This is a genomic window from Actinoplanes missouriensis 431 (genome assembly GCF_000284295.1).
In the GTDB taxonomy this organism is placed as follows: Bacteria; Actinomycetota; Actinomycetes; order Mycobacteriales; family Micromonosporaceae; genus Actinoplanes; species Actinoplanes missouriensis.
In genome coordinates this window covers 2,873,965-2,887,766 of sequence record NC_017093.1, presented here as the reverse complement: position 1 = coordinate 2,887,766, position 13,802 = coordinate 2,873,965, and the positions used below count along the sequence as shown (strand labels likewise).

Annotated in this window: 10 protein-coding genes; 4 read left to right on the top strand and 6 right to left on the bottom strand. The window is 70.0% G+C overall.

Going from position 1 to position 13,802, the window contains the following annotated elements; all coding sequences use genetic code 11:
* Positions 1–2: 2 nt before the first annotated feature.
* A complete protein-coding gene (locus AMIS_RS41205; protein WP_014442855.1) occupies positions 3–3,461 on the bottom strand; it encodes a PQQ-dependent sugar dehydrogenase in 3,459 nt (1,152 codons plus the stop codon).
* A 172-nt stretch (positions 3,462–3,633) separates the two neighbouring features.
* On the opposite strand from AMIS_RS41205, the gene AMIS_RS13500 reads away from it, so the two are divergent.
* Both AMIS_RS13500 and AMIS_RS13495 read left to right on the top strand, forming a co-directional pair.
* Positions 3,634–5,769 (top strand): MMPL family transporter, encoded by a 2,136-nt coding sequence (locus tag AMIS_RS13500; protein ID WP_231859297.1) that lies wholly within the window; start codon positions 3,634–3,636, stop codon positions 5,767–5,769.
* A gap of 42 nt (positions 5,770–5,811) precedes the next feature.
* Entirely contained in the window at positions 5,812–6,765 is a 954-nt protein-coding gene (locus AMIS_RS13495) for a beta-ketoacyl-ACP synthase 3 (RefSeq protein ID WP_014442853.1), read from the top strand.
* 106 nt (positions 6,766–6,871) lie between these two features.
* On the opposite strand, the gene AMIS_RS13490 is transcribed toward AMIS_RS13495, so the two are convergent.
* A complete protein-coding gene (locus tag AMIS_RS13490) occupies positions 6,872–8,023 on the bottom strand; it encodes an FAD-dependent oxidoreductase (RefSeq protein WP_014442852.1) in 1,152 nt (383 codons plus the stop codon).
* Positions 8,024–8,083: 60 nt separating this feature from the next.
* Here AMIS_RS13490 and AMIS_RS13485 point away from each other — a divergent pair, with 60 nt between their 5' ends.
* Positions 8,084–9,619: an MFS transporter gene (locus AMIS_RS13485; protein ID WP_231859296.1), complete on the top strand. Its 1,536-nt coding sequence runs from the start codon at positions 8,084–8,086 to the stop codon at positions 9,617–9,619.
* Positions 9,603–10,181, top strand: coding sequence for a TetR/AcrR family transcriptional regulator (locus AMIS_RS13480; protein ID WP_014442850.1), 579 nt, complete (start codon positions 9,603–9,605; stop codon positions 10,179–10,181). The genes AMIS_RS13485 and AMIS_RS13480 overlap by 17 nt, the downstream gene beginning before the upstream one ends.
* A 102-nt stretch (positions 10,182–10,283) precedes the next feature.
* Here the strand turns inward: AMIS_RS13480 and AMIS_RS13475 are convergent, their stop codons facing one another.
* The 4 genes from AMIS_RS13475 to AMIS_RS13460 all read right to left on the bottom strand — a co-directional run bounded on the left by AMIS_RS13475 (position 10,284) and on the right by AMIS_RS13460 (position 13,705).
* Positions 10,284–11,057 carry an SDR family NAD(P)-dependent oxidoreductase gene (locus AMIS_RS13475; protein WP_014442849.1) on the bottom strand — a complete coding sequence of 258 codons (774 nt, stop codon included), beginning with the start codon at positions 11,055–11,057 and terminating at the stop codon, positions 10,284–10,286.
* A 163-nt stretch (positions 11,058–11,220) separates the two neighbouring features.
* Positions 11,221–12,576, bottom strand: coding sequence for a cytochrome P450 (locus AMIS_RS13470; RefSeq protein ID WP_083888802.1), 1,356 nt, complete (start codon positions 12,574–12,576; stop codon positions 11,221–11,223).
* A 134-nt stretch (positions 12,577–12,710) separates the two neighbouring features.
* Complete coding sequence (locus AMIS_RS13465) at positions 12,711–13,019, bottom strand: cupin domain-containing protein (protein WP_041829741.1); 309 nt, start codon at positions 13,017–13,019, stop codon at positions 12,711–12,713.
* A 176-nt stretch (positions 13,020–13,195) separates the two neighbouring features.
* Entirely contained in the window at positions 13,196–13,705 is a 510-nt protein-coding gene (locus AMIS_RS13460) for a flavin reductase family protein (protein WP_014442846.1), read from the bottom strand.
* Between the last annotated feature and the right edge of the window lie 97 nt (positions 13,706–13,802).

Sequence of the window (13,802 nt, the reverse complement as noted above, 5' to 3'; positions counted from 1 at the left end):
CGTCAGGAGGCGTAGATGGAGAACTTCGCGGTCCAGCGCGACGACGTGCCGAACGACGCCGGCCAGGTGCCGAACGGACGCGGCGCGCTCCAGGCGCCCTGGTTGGCGCTGCCGGTGTCGTAGCTCAAATTGTTGTCGCCGTCGGTGTTGTACATCAGCCAGTACGCCGTGTTCGGCGCCAGTGTCGCGGCGACCGGGCGGCTGTTCCACGCGTTCGCGGTCAGCGTGCCGGACGTGCTCGACGCGACCAGGGCGCCCGGCGAGCCGTTCGCGTCGGCGTAGATCGCCACCTGGTACTGGTTGGCCGGCGCCGCCGCGACGCTCCTGAGGTAGACCGAGATCTGGCTGATCGTCGTCGCCGACCCGCCGTTGACGAACCTCGATCCGTTCATGTAGTTCGCGGCGCCGGAGTCCAGGGAGCCACCGACCTGGTCGTACCCGAATCGCGGAGCTCCGGGGTCGGCGGTGGTGAACGAGAACTGGTGGTCGGCGGCGAGCGCGTTGCCCGCCGCGTCGGTCACGCCGGTCCGGACGGTGACCGTGTAGCGGGTGGCGGCGGCCAGCGGCGCGGACGGCGTGATCGTCGCCGCCTGCTCGGCCGCGTCATAGGTGACGGTCCGGCCGACGAGCGTGCCGCCCGGGCCGCGCAACTCCAGGTTCGCCGCGGTGACCGTGCCGGCCGCCAGGCCCTCACTGAACCGTACGGTGATCGGCGCGTTCACCGACACCCCGGTGGCCCCGCCGGACGGGCTCGTGACGGTCACCCGCGGCGCCGTGTCGTCGACGCCGGCGGTCGCGTAGATGGAGAACTTCGCGTTCCACCGGCTGGCCGAGCCGAACGTCGCCGGCCAGGTGCCGAAGGCCGTGGTGCCGCTCCACGCGCCCTGATTGGCGCTGCCGGTGTCGTAGCTCAGGTTGTTGTCGCCGTTGGTGTTGTACATCAGCCAGTACGCCGTGTTCGGCGCCAGTGTCGCGGCGATCGGGCTGGTGTTCCACGAGTTCGCGGTCAGCGCGGCGGAGGCGCTGGTGGCCACCCGGGCGCCGGGTGAGCCGTTCACGTCGGTGTAGACGGCGAGCTGGTACTGGTTGTTCGGCGCCGCCTGCACGGACCTCAGGTAGACCGACATGGACGTCACCGATGCCGGGTCGGCCCCGGTGACGAATCGCGAGCCGTTCATGTGGTTCATGGCGCCGCTGTCCAGCGACGCGCCGGCCGCCGTGTGGCCGATCCGCTGCTGCACCGGGGCGGTCGTGTAGGTCGCGGTGTACGTCGTCGCGGTCGTGGGCGCGGTGATGACGTGGCTCTGCGATCCGCCGTCGGACCAGGACGCGAATGTCGAGGAGCCCTGCGGCGACGGCGCGGACACCGAGTTGGTCGATCCCTGGATCACGGTACGGGTGAACGGCGTCACGCCGGACGCCGGGCCGACGGTGAGCGGGAGTCCGGCCGGCACGGTCGTGAACGTCAGGTCGACCGTCTTCGGGTCGAGCCGGCGGGTCACGGTGTGCGTCAGGCCCTCCTGGTCGGTGGCCTTGAGCGTCAGCTCCAGGTAGGACGGATATTCGTGATCCGGCGCCTCGAACGATCCGGACGCCACGCCGGTCCAGCTGCGGATGGCGTGCTCGTGGCAGGTGTCCGGCGCCGAGCAGTGGTGCATGACCAGGTTCCAGTCGAGGCGGGACGCCGGCAGCGTGCCCTGCTGGGGGTCGGTGGCGTGGCCGGTGAAACCGATCGTGTCGCCGACCTTCCAGGTGGTGCCCACGGCCGGCGTGTCGATGGTCGCGGTCGGCGCCTCGTTGCCGGGCGTGACGGCGATCGTGCTGGTGTGGGTGGCGCCCAGGGTGTCGGTCACGGTCAGCCGCGCGGTGTAGGTGCCGGCCGTGGCGTATGTGAACGTCGCCGTCGCCGAGGTGGAGTCGGTCACGCCGTCGCCGGTGAAGTCCCAGGCGTACCGCAGGCGCCCCTCGTCGGCCGGGTCCGGGTCGGTGGAGCCGGTGCCGTTGAACGTCACGGTCAGCGGCGCCGGGCCCTGCGTCGGCGTCGCGTCGATGACCGCGCTCGGCGGCTGGTTGCCCGGGAAGTAGCGCACCCGCCGGATGGTGCCGCCCAGGTCGGCGTAGTAGAGCTCGCCGCCGGGGCCGACCTCGAGATCGACCGGCTTGGCGGCGGCGGACACGAAGGTCTGCAGGTTCGCCGGGTTGGGCAGGCCGCCGGGCGTGGACGGGAGCGAGGCCCACACGCATCCGCGCGAGTAGTCGGCGAAGAAGACGGCGCCGTGGTACGCGGCCGGGTACGGACCGCCGGCCGCCGGGTAGAACGCCACGCCTGTCGACGACGAGCTGCCGGTCGGGCAGGCCTCGTTCGCGACGAGTTTGCTGGAGTGGTTCCAGGCGACGAACGGCGCGGTGTGCGTGCCGGCCGGTGCGGTGTAGAGGGCCTCGCAGACCCCCAGGTTGGCGTTGTCGTACCCGGGCTGCCGGGCGTTGCCCTCCCAGCAGGGCCAGCCGAAGTTGGTCACGCCCGCGGTCGGGTCGGTGACCCGGTTGACCTCCTCCCACGTGGTCCACCCGGTGTCGGAGATCCAGGTCTCGTTGGTGCCCGGCCGCATGGTGATCCGGTACGGGTTGCGCAGGCCGGTGGCGACGATCCGGCGGGTGTCCGGGTCGGCGGCGCCGATGTTCGGGTTACCGGGCGCCGCGGCGCCGGTCGCCGGGTCGAGGCGCAGCAGCGTCCCGTCCAGCTGGGTCTCGTCGGCCGGTGTGCGGATGTCCTGCGCCCGCATCGCCCCGCCCTCCCCGGCCGGGTCGGCGCACGGGTTGGTCGGCGCCCCGGAGGGAAACTGGCCGTAATCGACAGCGTTGAAGCTGGCGCCGTCACCGGCGGCGACGTAGAGCATCCCGTCGGCGCCGAACGCGATGTCGCCGATCGAGTGGCTGGGGAACTGCTGGCACCAGTCGTGCAGCAGCACCTGCTCGGCGCCGGTCATCGTGTTGCCGTCGGCCCGCAGCCGGGAGAGCCGGCCGGTGACCACGCACCGGCCGTCGTTGGCGTTGGCGCAGACGTCGTTCCAGACCGGGGCGCTCTGGCCGGGCGGCGCGTCGTAGGTGTAGAGCACGTAGACGTACGGGTCGGCGGGGAAGCCGGGCGCCAGGGCCATGCCGAGCAGGCCCCGGTCCCACTGGTTGTGCACGTTGGCCGACAGGTCGGCGAAGACCGTGGGGCTCGTGTCGGCGAGGTCGTCGAAGACCTTGATCCGGCCGCCCTTCTCGGCGACCAGGATGCGCCCGTCCTGGGCGAACTCCAGGTCGACGGGGGAACTCAGCCCGCTGAAGACGACCTGTTCCTGGAAGCCGGCCGGCAGCGCGACAGCGGTCGCCGCCGGTGCGCCGACGAACGACGAGACCGCCACCACGGTCGCCAGAGCGACGAATCCACTGAGCGCACGCCGGAACACGGACATGCACCTCCCCCACACACACGACCACCCCGGAAAGATTGAAGAATCCTAATTGGACGACGATCGATGAGGCCGTCGGCTGTCCGACTCGACCGCCCGCCGACCGGACACACCTGCTCGTACGTCCGGCTGATGCCCGTCGATAGGTCCGCGGCGTTCGTGCTTGCATGTCCCGATGATGTTGGCTGGACTCGGTCGTCAGTGCGCTCGCCACCGGCGGATGGTGCTCGGCGTCTGGCTGGTTCTGATCACCGCCGGGCTGATCGCCGGCGGATCGGTCTTCGACCGGCTCACCACCACCGGCAGCGTACGGCCGGACGCCGAGTCGCAGCGCGCGGAGGCACGGGTCGACCGGTTGCAGCCCGAAGGCCCGATGGTCATCGCCGTCGTGGGCGGGCGCGACGTGTGGGATCCGGCGCTGGTCGCCGGCGTCACGGCGATCACCGGCGAGATCCGCGCGATGGACGGCGTCCGGGAGGTCGAGGACCTGTACGGGGCGCCGGGCGGCCAGATCGGCGCCGACACCCGGCGTTCGATGATCCGCGTCGAGCTGGCCGAGGGCCTGCCGGACGACCGGCGGGAACGCCTGGAGGACGCGGTCGCGGCCGCGCTGCACCGCATCGACGCGCCCGAGGTGCTGGTCGGCGGCGAGAAGCTGGCCGAGCGCGCGTTCGCCGACCAGGCCGTCGCGGACACCGCCGTCGGCGAGACGGTGGCGCTGGTCGTCCTGCTGCTGGTGCTGACCGTGATCCTCGGTGGTTTCGTCGCCGGGCTGATCCCGCTCGCCGCCGCCCTGTCCACCGTGACGGTGACGCTTCTCGGCCTGTTCGGGCTGACCGCGCTCACCGAGGTCAGCGAATTCACCGTCAACGTGGTCACGCTGCTCGGCATCGGGCTCGCCGTCGACTACGCGCTGCTGGTGATCGCCCGGTTCCGGGAGGAGCGCGACGCCGAGCCCGGGGCGCCCGTGGCGGAGCTGCTCGCCCGTACCGTCGCGACCGCCGGACGCACCGTGCTGATCTCCGGGCTCGCCGTCGCCGTGACGATGGCCGGCCTGTCCGCGTTCGCCGAACCGCTGCTCGGCGCGATGGCGCTCGGCGGCGCGATCGCGGTGCTCCTCGCCACCGCGGGCGGGTTGACCGCCGTACCGGCGCTGATCGCCGTCGCCCATCGCCGCATCCCCGTCCCGTCGCCGCGCCGCACCGTGTCCGGACCGGGCATGCTCGCCCGCCTCGCCGCATTCGCGCAGCTCAAGCCGGGCCCGGTGGCGCTCGCGGTGACGGCCGGCCTGCTCGCGCTCTCGACGCCGTTCCTGTTCGCGGTCAACCTGGAGAACTCCGACGCCCGCGCCCTGCCCGCCTCCGCGGAGGCCCGCCGGCTGCAGGAGGCGGTGCAGCGCGACTTCCGTGCCGGTCAGGCCGAACCCATCGTCGTGGTCGTGGAGACCGACCCGGCCGACGCCGCGGTCCGTGACTATCTGAACGCGCTCAACACACTCGACGGTGTGCTGCGGATCGAGCCGCGCCCCGACATCGCCGGGCCGGTCGCCATCGTCGACGTCACGCCGCGGGGCGAGACCGCGGGTCAAGCGGCCCGCGACGCGGTGCGCGCCGTCCGAGCCGTGGAGACCCCGTTCCCGGTGCTGGTCGGGGGCGCCGCCGCGGAACTCGTCGACTACCGCGACTCGGTGGCGGCCCGCTTTCCGATCGCCCTGCTGATCGTGCTGCTCTCCACCACGGTGCTGCTGTTCGTGCTGACCGGCTCGCTGGTGATCCCGGTCAAGGCGTTGCTGATGAACGCGCTGGTCCTGCTCGCCACGCTCGGCACACTGGTGGTCGTGTTCCAGTGGGGCGCCGGCGACGCGCTGCTCGGGTTCGACTCGTGGGGCGCGATCGACGTCACCACACCGGTCCTGCTGTTCGTGTTCGTCTTCGGGCTGTCGATGGACTACGAGGTGTTCCTGCTCGCCCGGATCAGGGAGGAACGGGATCGCGGCCAGGGCGACCGGGCGGTCCAGGCCGGCATCGAGAGGTCCGGGCCGGTGGTCACCGCCGCCGCCCTCTGCATCGGCGTGGTGTTCCTCGGCTTCCTGCTCGGCGACCTGATCGCGGTCAAGGAGATCGGTTTCGCCATGACGGTGGCGCTGCTGCTCGACGTCACCGTCGTCCGCGGCCTGCTCCTGCCCGCCGTCATGAGCCTGCTCGGCGACTGGAACTGGTGGGCGCCGGCCCCGCTGCGCCGGTGGCACGACCGCGTGTTCGCTCGCCCGGCTTTACCTGCTCACACCCCTGGTTACCGGCGAGGAATGTAACTTTCCGAGGGCCCCCAGCCGGGCATGCTTAGATCGTTTGTCATGGTCAACCCTTCGCCGCGCCACACCGGTCACCTCGGTTCGCGCATCGTGAGCGTCGCCTCCTACCGGCCGCGGACCGAGGTGGGCAACGAGACGATCGCCGCCTTGATCGACTCGAGCGACGAGTGGATCCGCCGGCGCTGCGGCATCGAGTCACGCCGGCGCGCCGCACCCGACGAGGACCTGGTCACGATGGCCGTGGCGGCCGGCTCCAAGGCCATCGCCGGCGCCGGCATCGATCCGCTCGACGTCTCGGCCGTCCTGGTGGCGACGATGTCCCACCGCGGCCGCGCGACCACCGTCGCGCCCCTGGTGGCCGACGCGCTGGGCGCCACCGCCGCCGCCGCGATGGACCTGGGGGCGGCGTGCGCCGGCTTCCCGTACGCGCTGGCCACCGCCGACGCGCTCGTCCGCGGCGGCGCGGCCGGCTACGTGCTCCTGGTCGGCGCCGAGCGGATGACCGACATCATCGACGAACGCGACCGCGGCACGGCGTTCCTCTTCGGCGACGGCGCCGGCGCGGTCGTCGTCGGCCCGGCGCAGACGCCCCAGATCGGCCCGGTGGTGTGGGGCGCCGACGGCTCCCGCAGCGAGGTGCTGCGGTACGACGAGGCGGGCATCCTGCGGATGGCAGGCCCCGAGGTCTTCCGCTGGGCGACCGCCATCGTTCCCGACGTCGCCCGGCGCGCGCTGGACGCGGCGGGCATCTCCGCCTCCGACCTGGCAGCCTTCATCCCTCACCAGGCCAACCTGCGCATCACCTCGGCCACGGCCAAGGCCCTGGAACTCGGCCCGCACGTCCGGGTGTCCACCGACATCGTCACCAACGGCAACACCGGAGCGGCCTCCATCCCGCAGGCGATGGCAGCCCTGCCCGACACGACGGGTCCCGCGCTGCTCGTGGGGTTCGGGGCGGGCCTTGCGTACGCGGCCCAGGTCGTCACCCTGCCCTGACGGCGAGCCTCTGGGGAAGCGGTCAGCCGAGACGCATGCGTTCGCCGGCGTACCGCATGCTCCTCGGCTATATCCCGGGGACCTCGCCGACAGTTCGGCCGCGGTGCTAGGGATTGATGCCCGCGAGGTTGCCGCGGTTGAGCGAGCGGGACCGCGGAATGGTGGCGGGGATGGCGTTCGCCGTGGCCCGCAGAAGCTCGGGGATGGCGCCGAGGCGTTCGCGCAGATGCCGGCCGATGAGACCTTCGAGCAGGCCGGCCGTGGCATGTTGCAGGAGTTTCACACTCGGCCGGACCCGCGCTTCGTAGCGGCACAGCGCGGCCTCGAGGTTGCGCGGGGTGGTGCGCAGCTCGTCGGCGAGGGTTCTGGCGCTGAGCAGTGACGCGTGCACTCCGGAACCGGAGAGCGGGTCGACGCAGTGAGCGGCGTCGCCGATGAGCACGACGCGCCCCGCGTGCCAGCGAGGCATGCGGACTTGGGTGAAGCGGGTGACGCGGATCCGGTCCGGGTCGACAATGTGGGTGTAGTCCCGCAGACCGTTGAACCGCGGGCCGTTCGCGTTCAGGAGCTGCCTCACACCGGGAAGCAACCGGCCTGTTTCAGAGCGGTACTCACCGGTGCTCAGGGAGGTGAGCAGCAGAACTTCTTCCTTGCCGGGGTACGGGAAGATCTGCGCCGTTGCGCCGGGACCGGCCAGCAGGTCGGCGCCCTCGTGCTGCGCGGCGTCGGCCGGCACATCGATCCAGACGCTGCGGTAACCGTTGCGGTAGAAGAAGGGGTCGTCAGCACCGAAGACGAGGCGCCGGACCGTGGACCGCAAGCCGTCCGCACCGACGATCAGATCGAAAGTGTCGCTGGTGCCGTCGTCGAAGTGCGCGACGACCTGCTCGGCGCGCTGTTCGATCGACGCCAGGCGGCAGCCGAACCGGACGGGAACGACCGTCGCGGCGTACCGGGAGACCGCGCTCACCAGCTCGCCACGGCGAGCGAGCCGGTAACCGACCGGGCGCAGTCTGCCGAGACTTCGCCCCTTCCGCAGGATCCGGATGTCCGGGGAGGCCGCGCTCACCTCTGCGACGACATCCCCGGCGCCCAGACCCTCGAGCAGCTGCCGAGCCGTCTGATCGAGCTGGATCTGATAGCCGCCACGGTAGGGCTCGGCGATGGCGTCGACGACCGTGACCTCATGCCCGGCCTGGCGCATCGACAACGACGCCACACTGCCCGCGATACCTGCCCCTACCACCAACACGCGCATCCCGTACCCCTAACTGACCAGTTGGTCGGTTGAACTATTCGGATGGTACAGTTGCTCCCCGTGACTGCAAAAACCACCCTCAAACGCGCCGGCCGGCGTGAATGGCTGTCGCTGATCGTGCTCACGCTCGCCGTGGTGCTGCTGGCAGTCGACGGCACGGTGCTCGTGCTGGCGATCCCGGCGTTGACCGCCGACCTGCTCCCGACCGCGACGCAGGTGCTGTGGGCCGGTGACATCTACTCGTTCATGCTCGCCGGGCTGCTGGTGACGATGGGCAACCTCGCGGACCGGATCGGGCGCAAGAAGTTGCTGCTGATCGGATCGGTCGGGTTCGGGCTCACCTCGGTGGCCGCCGCCTTCGCCCCGAACCCGGAGGTGCTGATCCTCACGCGAGCACTGCTGGGCGTGTTCGGCGCGACGATCATGCCGTCGACCCTGTCGATCCTGCGGAACATGTTCGAGGACCCCAGACAGCGGGCGAGCGCGATCGCGGTGTGGGCGGCCGGCGCGACCGGCGGCGCCGCGGTGGGCCCACTCGTGGGCGGGGCACTGCTGGAGAACTTCTGGTGGGGCTCGGCGTTCCTCATCAACGTGCCCGTGATGATCCTCGTCGTGGTGTGCGGCATTCTGCTGCTACCGGAGTCGAGGAATCCTGCGGGCCAGCGCATCGACATGGCGTCGGCCGTGCTGTCGGTCGCGACGATCATCCCGATCGTCTACGCGATCAAGCACGCGGCCAGCGACGGCATCGGCCTCTCCGTCGCCGTCACCGCGGTGATCGGCCTCGTGGCGGGCGTGATGTTCCTCCGTCGGCAACGCCGGCTCGAACATCCTTTGGTGGACATCTCCCTGTTCCGGGTCCCGGCGTTCGCCGGAGCGGTGGCGGCGGAGACGATCGCGGTCTTCGCCTTCATCGGTCTGCTGTTCTTCTTCTCGCAGTACCTGCAGCTCGTACGCGGTCTCAGCCCTCTGCAGGCCGGCCTGGTGGAGCTGCCCGCCACGATCGCGTCGATGCTCGTCATCGCCATCGCCGCCGCCGTGCTGACCCGCCTGGGCCGCGGCCGCGCCATCGCCGTGTCGATGATCGTCTCCGCGTCCGGTCTCGCGCTGCTGGCCGTCGCCGAGCACACGCCCGGCTACTGGCTGCTGTGCGCCGCGCTCTCGATCTGCGGTCTCGGCGCCGGTCTGAGCATGACGCTGTCCACCGACGCCGTGGTCGGCGCCGTGCCGAAGGAGCGGGCCGGCGCCGCGTCGTCGGTTTCGGAGACCGCGTACGAACTCGGAGTCGCCCTGGGCATCGCCGTGCTCGGGTCACTGCACAACGTCCTCTACCGGACTCACCTCGATCTGCCCGCCGGATTGCCCGACCAGGTGCGCAGCGCCTTCCACGACTCCCTCGCCACCGGTGCCGCCATCGCCGCGCAGACCGGCGACCAGCTTGCTGCCATCATGGAGGCCGCGAAAGACGCCTTCACCGAGAGCATGCAGGTGACCTCCCTGGTCGCCGCGGCGCTCCTGCTGGTGGCATCCGCCGTCGCGTGGCGATTGATCCCGTCGACCAAGGAAGTGGACCCCCCGCATGACCGACACCACTAGACGACCTGCGACACGCGACAAGGAACGCACCCGCCAGGCTGTCATCGCCGCCACCGAACGGCTGGTGCAGGAGCGCGGAATGCGATTCAGCATCGCCGACGTCGCCGCGGCCGCCGAGATCTCCAAAGGCGGGGTGCTCTACCACTTCACCAATCGCGACGCGCTCCTGGTCGCCGTCGTCGAGCACGCCATCGCACGCTTTCACAGCGAGGTGATGCGGCACACCGACATCACCGAGAACCGCGCCGGCAAACTGCTGCGCGGCTACGTCCGCGCGCTCTGCGGTGGCAGCGACGAGGCCGTTCAGGTGTTCGCCCCCTTCACCCACTGGGCCGGCATCGAGGAGATCCCCGAGATCGCGGAGCTTCTGCGCGCCGATGCCGCGTGGTGGCGCACCGCGCTGCTCGACGACGGGTTGCCGGCCGCCCGAACGCACAGCGTCCGCTTCGCCGCCGAGGGCGTCGCCGCCGCGATCACGACCGAGATCGCCTACATCACCGCCGACGACCTCGCTCTGACGCGGGCCGCGCTGCTCGAGCTCGCCGAACCCGACCCGGCGTGAGTCTCGCGCGTCGTCCCTGACGCGTCTGGAGTGTTCATCGCGGTGGCCACGACCACCGCGATGAACGCACCTCACCAGGTCTCTTCACGATCGAGGCAGGATTCAGATCCCGAAGCCGCCGTCAACCTGGTACACCAGGCCGGTGGTGAAAGCCGAGTCGTCCGACGCCAGGTGAAGGACAACCGTCGAGATCTCCTCAGGCTGCGCCACTCGATTACCGATCGGCACACGGGAGAGGTAGTCGCGCTCGAAGTCGAAATACGGATTGTCCGCGAAGATCTCCATTTCTGAGGCCAGCATCGCGGTATCGACGGCGGAGGGGCAGACGGCGTTGGCACGGATGTTCTCGATGCCGTACTCAATCGCCGTCGTCTTGGTCAAAGAAATCACGGCGGCCTTGGAAATCTGGTAGGCGGCATAACCCCAGGAACTACGCACCGCCTGAATGGAGGCGGTGTTGACGATGACGCCACCGCCCGCGCGGCGGAACGCCGGGATCGCCGCGCGCGTGCCGAGGAACGGGCCGGTCTGGTTGACCGCAATGGTGTTCGTCCACTCCTCGTCGGAGCAGTCGGCAACGCCCGCCATCGCCACGATGCCGGCGTTGTTGATCAGAACGTCCAGCTTTCCCCAGGTCTTCTCGGCATACCCGACGGCAGCCTCCCAATCTGCACTCGACCGGACGTCGAGGTGCAGGAACTCGGCCACGCCGCCATCCTTACGGATGGCAGCAACCGTTCCCTGACCGAGATCGTCGAGGATGTCGGTGCAGAGGACGGCGGCTCCTTCAGCAGCGAGCAAACGAGCGTGCGACGCCCCCTGCCCCCGGGCCGCCCCGCTGACGAGCGCAATCTTTCCTTGCATTCGCTGTGCCATCTTGAATCCTTCGATGAGGGGCCATGTGACGCCTCTCGGAAGTATGTGCGCGCGAAGACAGGTGACGATTGGGCCGAGCTGCCAGGAAATCCACCCGCAGCGACACCGGGACAGAGTTCGGTTGCATTTATGAATCGGGACGGCAATGGATCGCCGGAATGGTCTACCGGGGACGCACGACGATACGGGAACCGCGTGCCGGCACCACACCGATGGTGTGCGGCCGGGCGCTCTCACGGCGGGGCCGGTCGGGGGTGATCGTGAAACGCGACAGGATCACGCGGAGCACGACAGTGGCCTCGATGAGGGAGAAGCCCGCACCCAGGCAGCGGCGTACTCCACCGCCGAAGGGAAACCAGGCTCCCGATGCGGGGGCGTCGGCGCCGAGGAATCGTTCCGGCCGGAACTCGCCCGGGTCGTCGTAGTGCCGGGAATCCTGGTGCACCAGCTGGATGGACGGCATGACGGTCCAGCCGGCCGGGATACGATAGCCGCCGATCTCGACGGGCTCGGTGAGTTTGCGTCCCACCTCGCTGACGACCGGGCGCAGCCGCATCGCTTCCTTGACGACCGCCTCCAGGTAAGCGTCATCGCCGGTGTCGGCGGCGGCGGTAGCGCGATCGAGCCGCGCCGGGTCATGTGCCAGTTCGTGGAATGCCCAGGCCAGTGCGGTGGCGGTGGTCTCGTGCCCGGCGAGCAGCAAGGTGATCAGCTGATCGCGCAGTTCCTGGTCGGACATCGGCGAACCGTCCGCCGGCACCGTCAGAAGCTTCGACAGGACATCGGTGCGTGCGGCCAGGTCCGGGGCGGTACGCCGTTCCCGGATCTCGTCGAGAAGCAGTTCGTTGCTCCGCTGTTCCTTTTCGGCGAGGGCGCGCCACGGGCCGAAGCGATACAGCCGAGGACTCTGCCAGGCGAGGACCTGGAGGGTGCCGATCTGCGTCACGGACAGCAGCAGCGCGCGCAGTTCGTCGAGGCGCGGTCCTTCGCTGACCCCGAAGACGACGCGCAAGATGATCTCGAAGGTGAGCGCTCGCATCCGGTCGTGCGCGCTGAAGGGGCGTCCGGCACGCCAGGTGTCCGCCTCGGCCTCGGCGACGTCGGTCATCATGGTGCGGTATCCACGCAGCGCCGCACCGTTGAAAGCGGGCATCAACAGTTTGCGAGCGCGCAGATGCACGTCCTCGTCGGTGACGAGAACCGAGTGCTCCCCCATGATCGGCTTGAGCGCGATGTTGCCTTCCCCCGCGTGAAACACCGAGGCCGGTCCGGAGAACACCTGCTTGATCTGCTCGATGTCGCACATCTGCACGACGTCGCCCTCCGGGAACACCCGCATGTGGAAGAGGTCGCCGTAGCGACGGTGCAGCAGCGGCATGAGCAGGTGCTGAAAACGGCTCAGAAGCACGGTGAGCGCGATCGCCGGGACTCGGCGCGGAATTCCCGGGGGCAACGGCGCCTGGCGCGACGGCGAAGGAGCTGTTTCGTGCAGATCCGTCATCGTTCGCCTTCCTCGCATGGCGGCCACGGCGACTTCAGTGTCACGAGCCGCGGAGGCACCGGATAGAGGAAGCATGCCAGGCGATCGGTGTGAGGTGCCATCGCCGCGCTGCCCGTCCGGGATGTCACCGGACAGCGCGGCGGCCCGCCGAATCAGGCGAGGCGGAAGACGACCACCTTGCGTACGGTCTCCAGGGTCGTCCACCGGCAGGGGTCGCCCTTGCTGAGGACCGCGGCGTCGCTGGGGCCGAGGTCGAGGACGCGCCCGTCGGGGAAGTCGATGCGCGCCTTCCCGCTCAGGATGACGAACGACTCGTCGCCGTCGACGTCGTCGAGGACGCCGGGCGTCATCTCCCACACCGCGCCGAGCTCGCCGTTGTCACGGTGCCACAGCATCGCGGCGTTGATCTCAGCACCGTGGCTGAGGCGGCCGGGGTCGGTCGGGTACGGCTCGAGTGCCATCTCGGCCGGCCTGAAGCTTCCACTCACCATGCGCTCTGTCTCTTCCGCTCGGACCCGTGCGCCACCGGTCATCCGGTGTCGCAGGCAACTGTGCAAGGGGTGACCCTGCTCAGGATTGGTGTGGGGTGCCAACGCCTACGACGCGGATGCCAGTGCTCCCCGCCGAAGACTCCGGCTCACAGTTCTTGTAGGCCGTGGAAACGGCTGCCGTGAAAGACCAGCGGAGCCCGCGCCGGGTCGCCTGCGCTGGTGTGCACCCGCAGCAGAACAATCGTGTGATCCCCGGCCACGTGCTCGGCTTCGACAGCGCACTCCATCCAGGCGGTGGCGCCATCGATCAGAACAGCCCCGGACGGTGTCGTCAGGTGCGGTACGTTCGCGAACCGGTCGATACCCCGGGCGGCCAACGCCGCAGCGGCGGCCTTCTGCCCATGGGCGAGGACACTGACGCCGAGCGTGGGCGCCTGCCTCAGCACGGGCCAGGTGGTCGACGTCGACTGCATGCTGACCGAGACCAGCGGCGGGTCGAGAGAAACGGTGGTGAACGAGCTGACCGCCATGCCGTTCGCGGTGCCGTCCTCACCCAGAGCGCAGACCGCGGCCACGCCCGTGGGGAAACAACCGTAGACGCGGCGGAGCTCAAGTGGCTCGGTGCGGCTGCTCAAATGTGCCGTCGTGATCTGCATTTCGCCAGCTCCAAAGAATTCTGCGCGTGGTCTGTGCTGCAGAAACGAGTGTGGTCGAGCGCGTATCCACCGCGATTGTGTGCGCACGCCATGAGGT

Coding starts and splice junctions, on each gene's coding strand:
- AMIS_RS41205 (WP_014442855.1), bottom strand. CDS start 3,461: ATGTCCGTGTTCCGGCGTGCGCTCAGTGGATTCGTCGCTCTGGCGACC.
- AMIS_RS13500 (WP_231859297.1), top strand. CDS start 3,634: ATGATGTTGGCTGGACTCGGTCGTCAGTGCGCTCGCCACCGGCGGATG.
- AMIS_RS13495 (WP_014442853.1), top strand. CDS start 5,812: ATGGTCAACCCTTCGCCGCGCCACACCGGTCACCTCGGTTCGCGCATC.
- AMIS_RS13490 (WP_014442852.1), bottom strand. CDS start 8,023: ATGCGCGTGTTGGTGGTAGGGGCAGGTATCGCGGGCAGTGTGGCGTCG.
- AMIS_RS13480 (WP_014442850.1), top strand. CDS start 9,603: ATGACCGACACCACTAGACGACCTGCGACACGCGACAAGGAACGCACC.
- AMIS_RS13475 (WP_014442849.1), bottom strand. CDS start 11,057: ATGGCACAGCGAATGCAAGGAAAGATTGCGCTCGTCAGCGGGGCGGCC.
- AMIS_RS13470 (WP_083888802.1), bottom strand. CDS start 12,576: ATGCGAGGAAGGCGAACGATGACGGATCTGCACGAAACAGCTCCTTCG.
- AMIS_RS13465 (WP_041829741.1), bottom strand. CDS start 13,019: ATGGCACTCGAGCCGTACCCGACCGACCCCGGCCGCCTCAGCCACGGT.
- AMIS_RS13460 (WP_014442846.1), bottom strand. CDS start 13,705: ATGCAGATCACGACGGCACATTTGAGCAGCCGCACCGAGCCACTTGAG.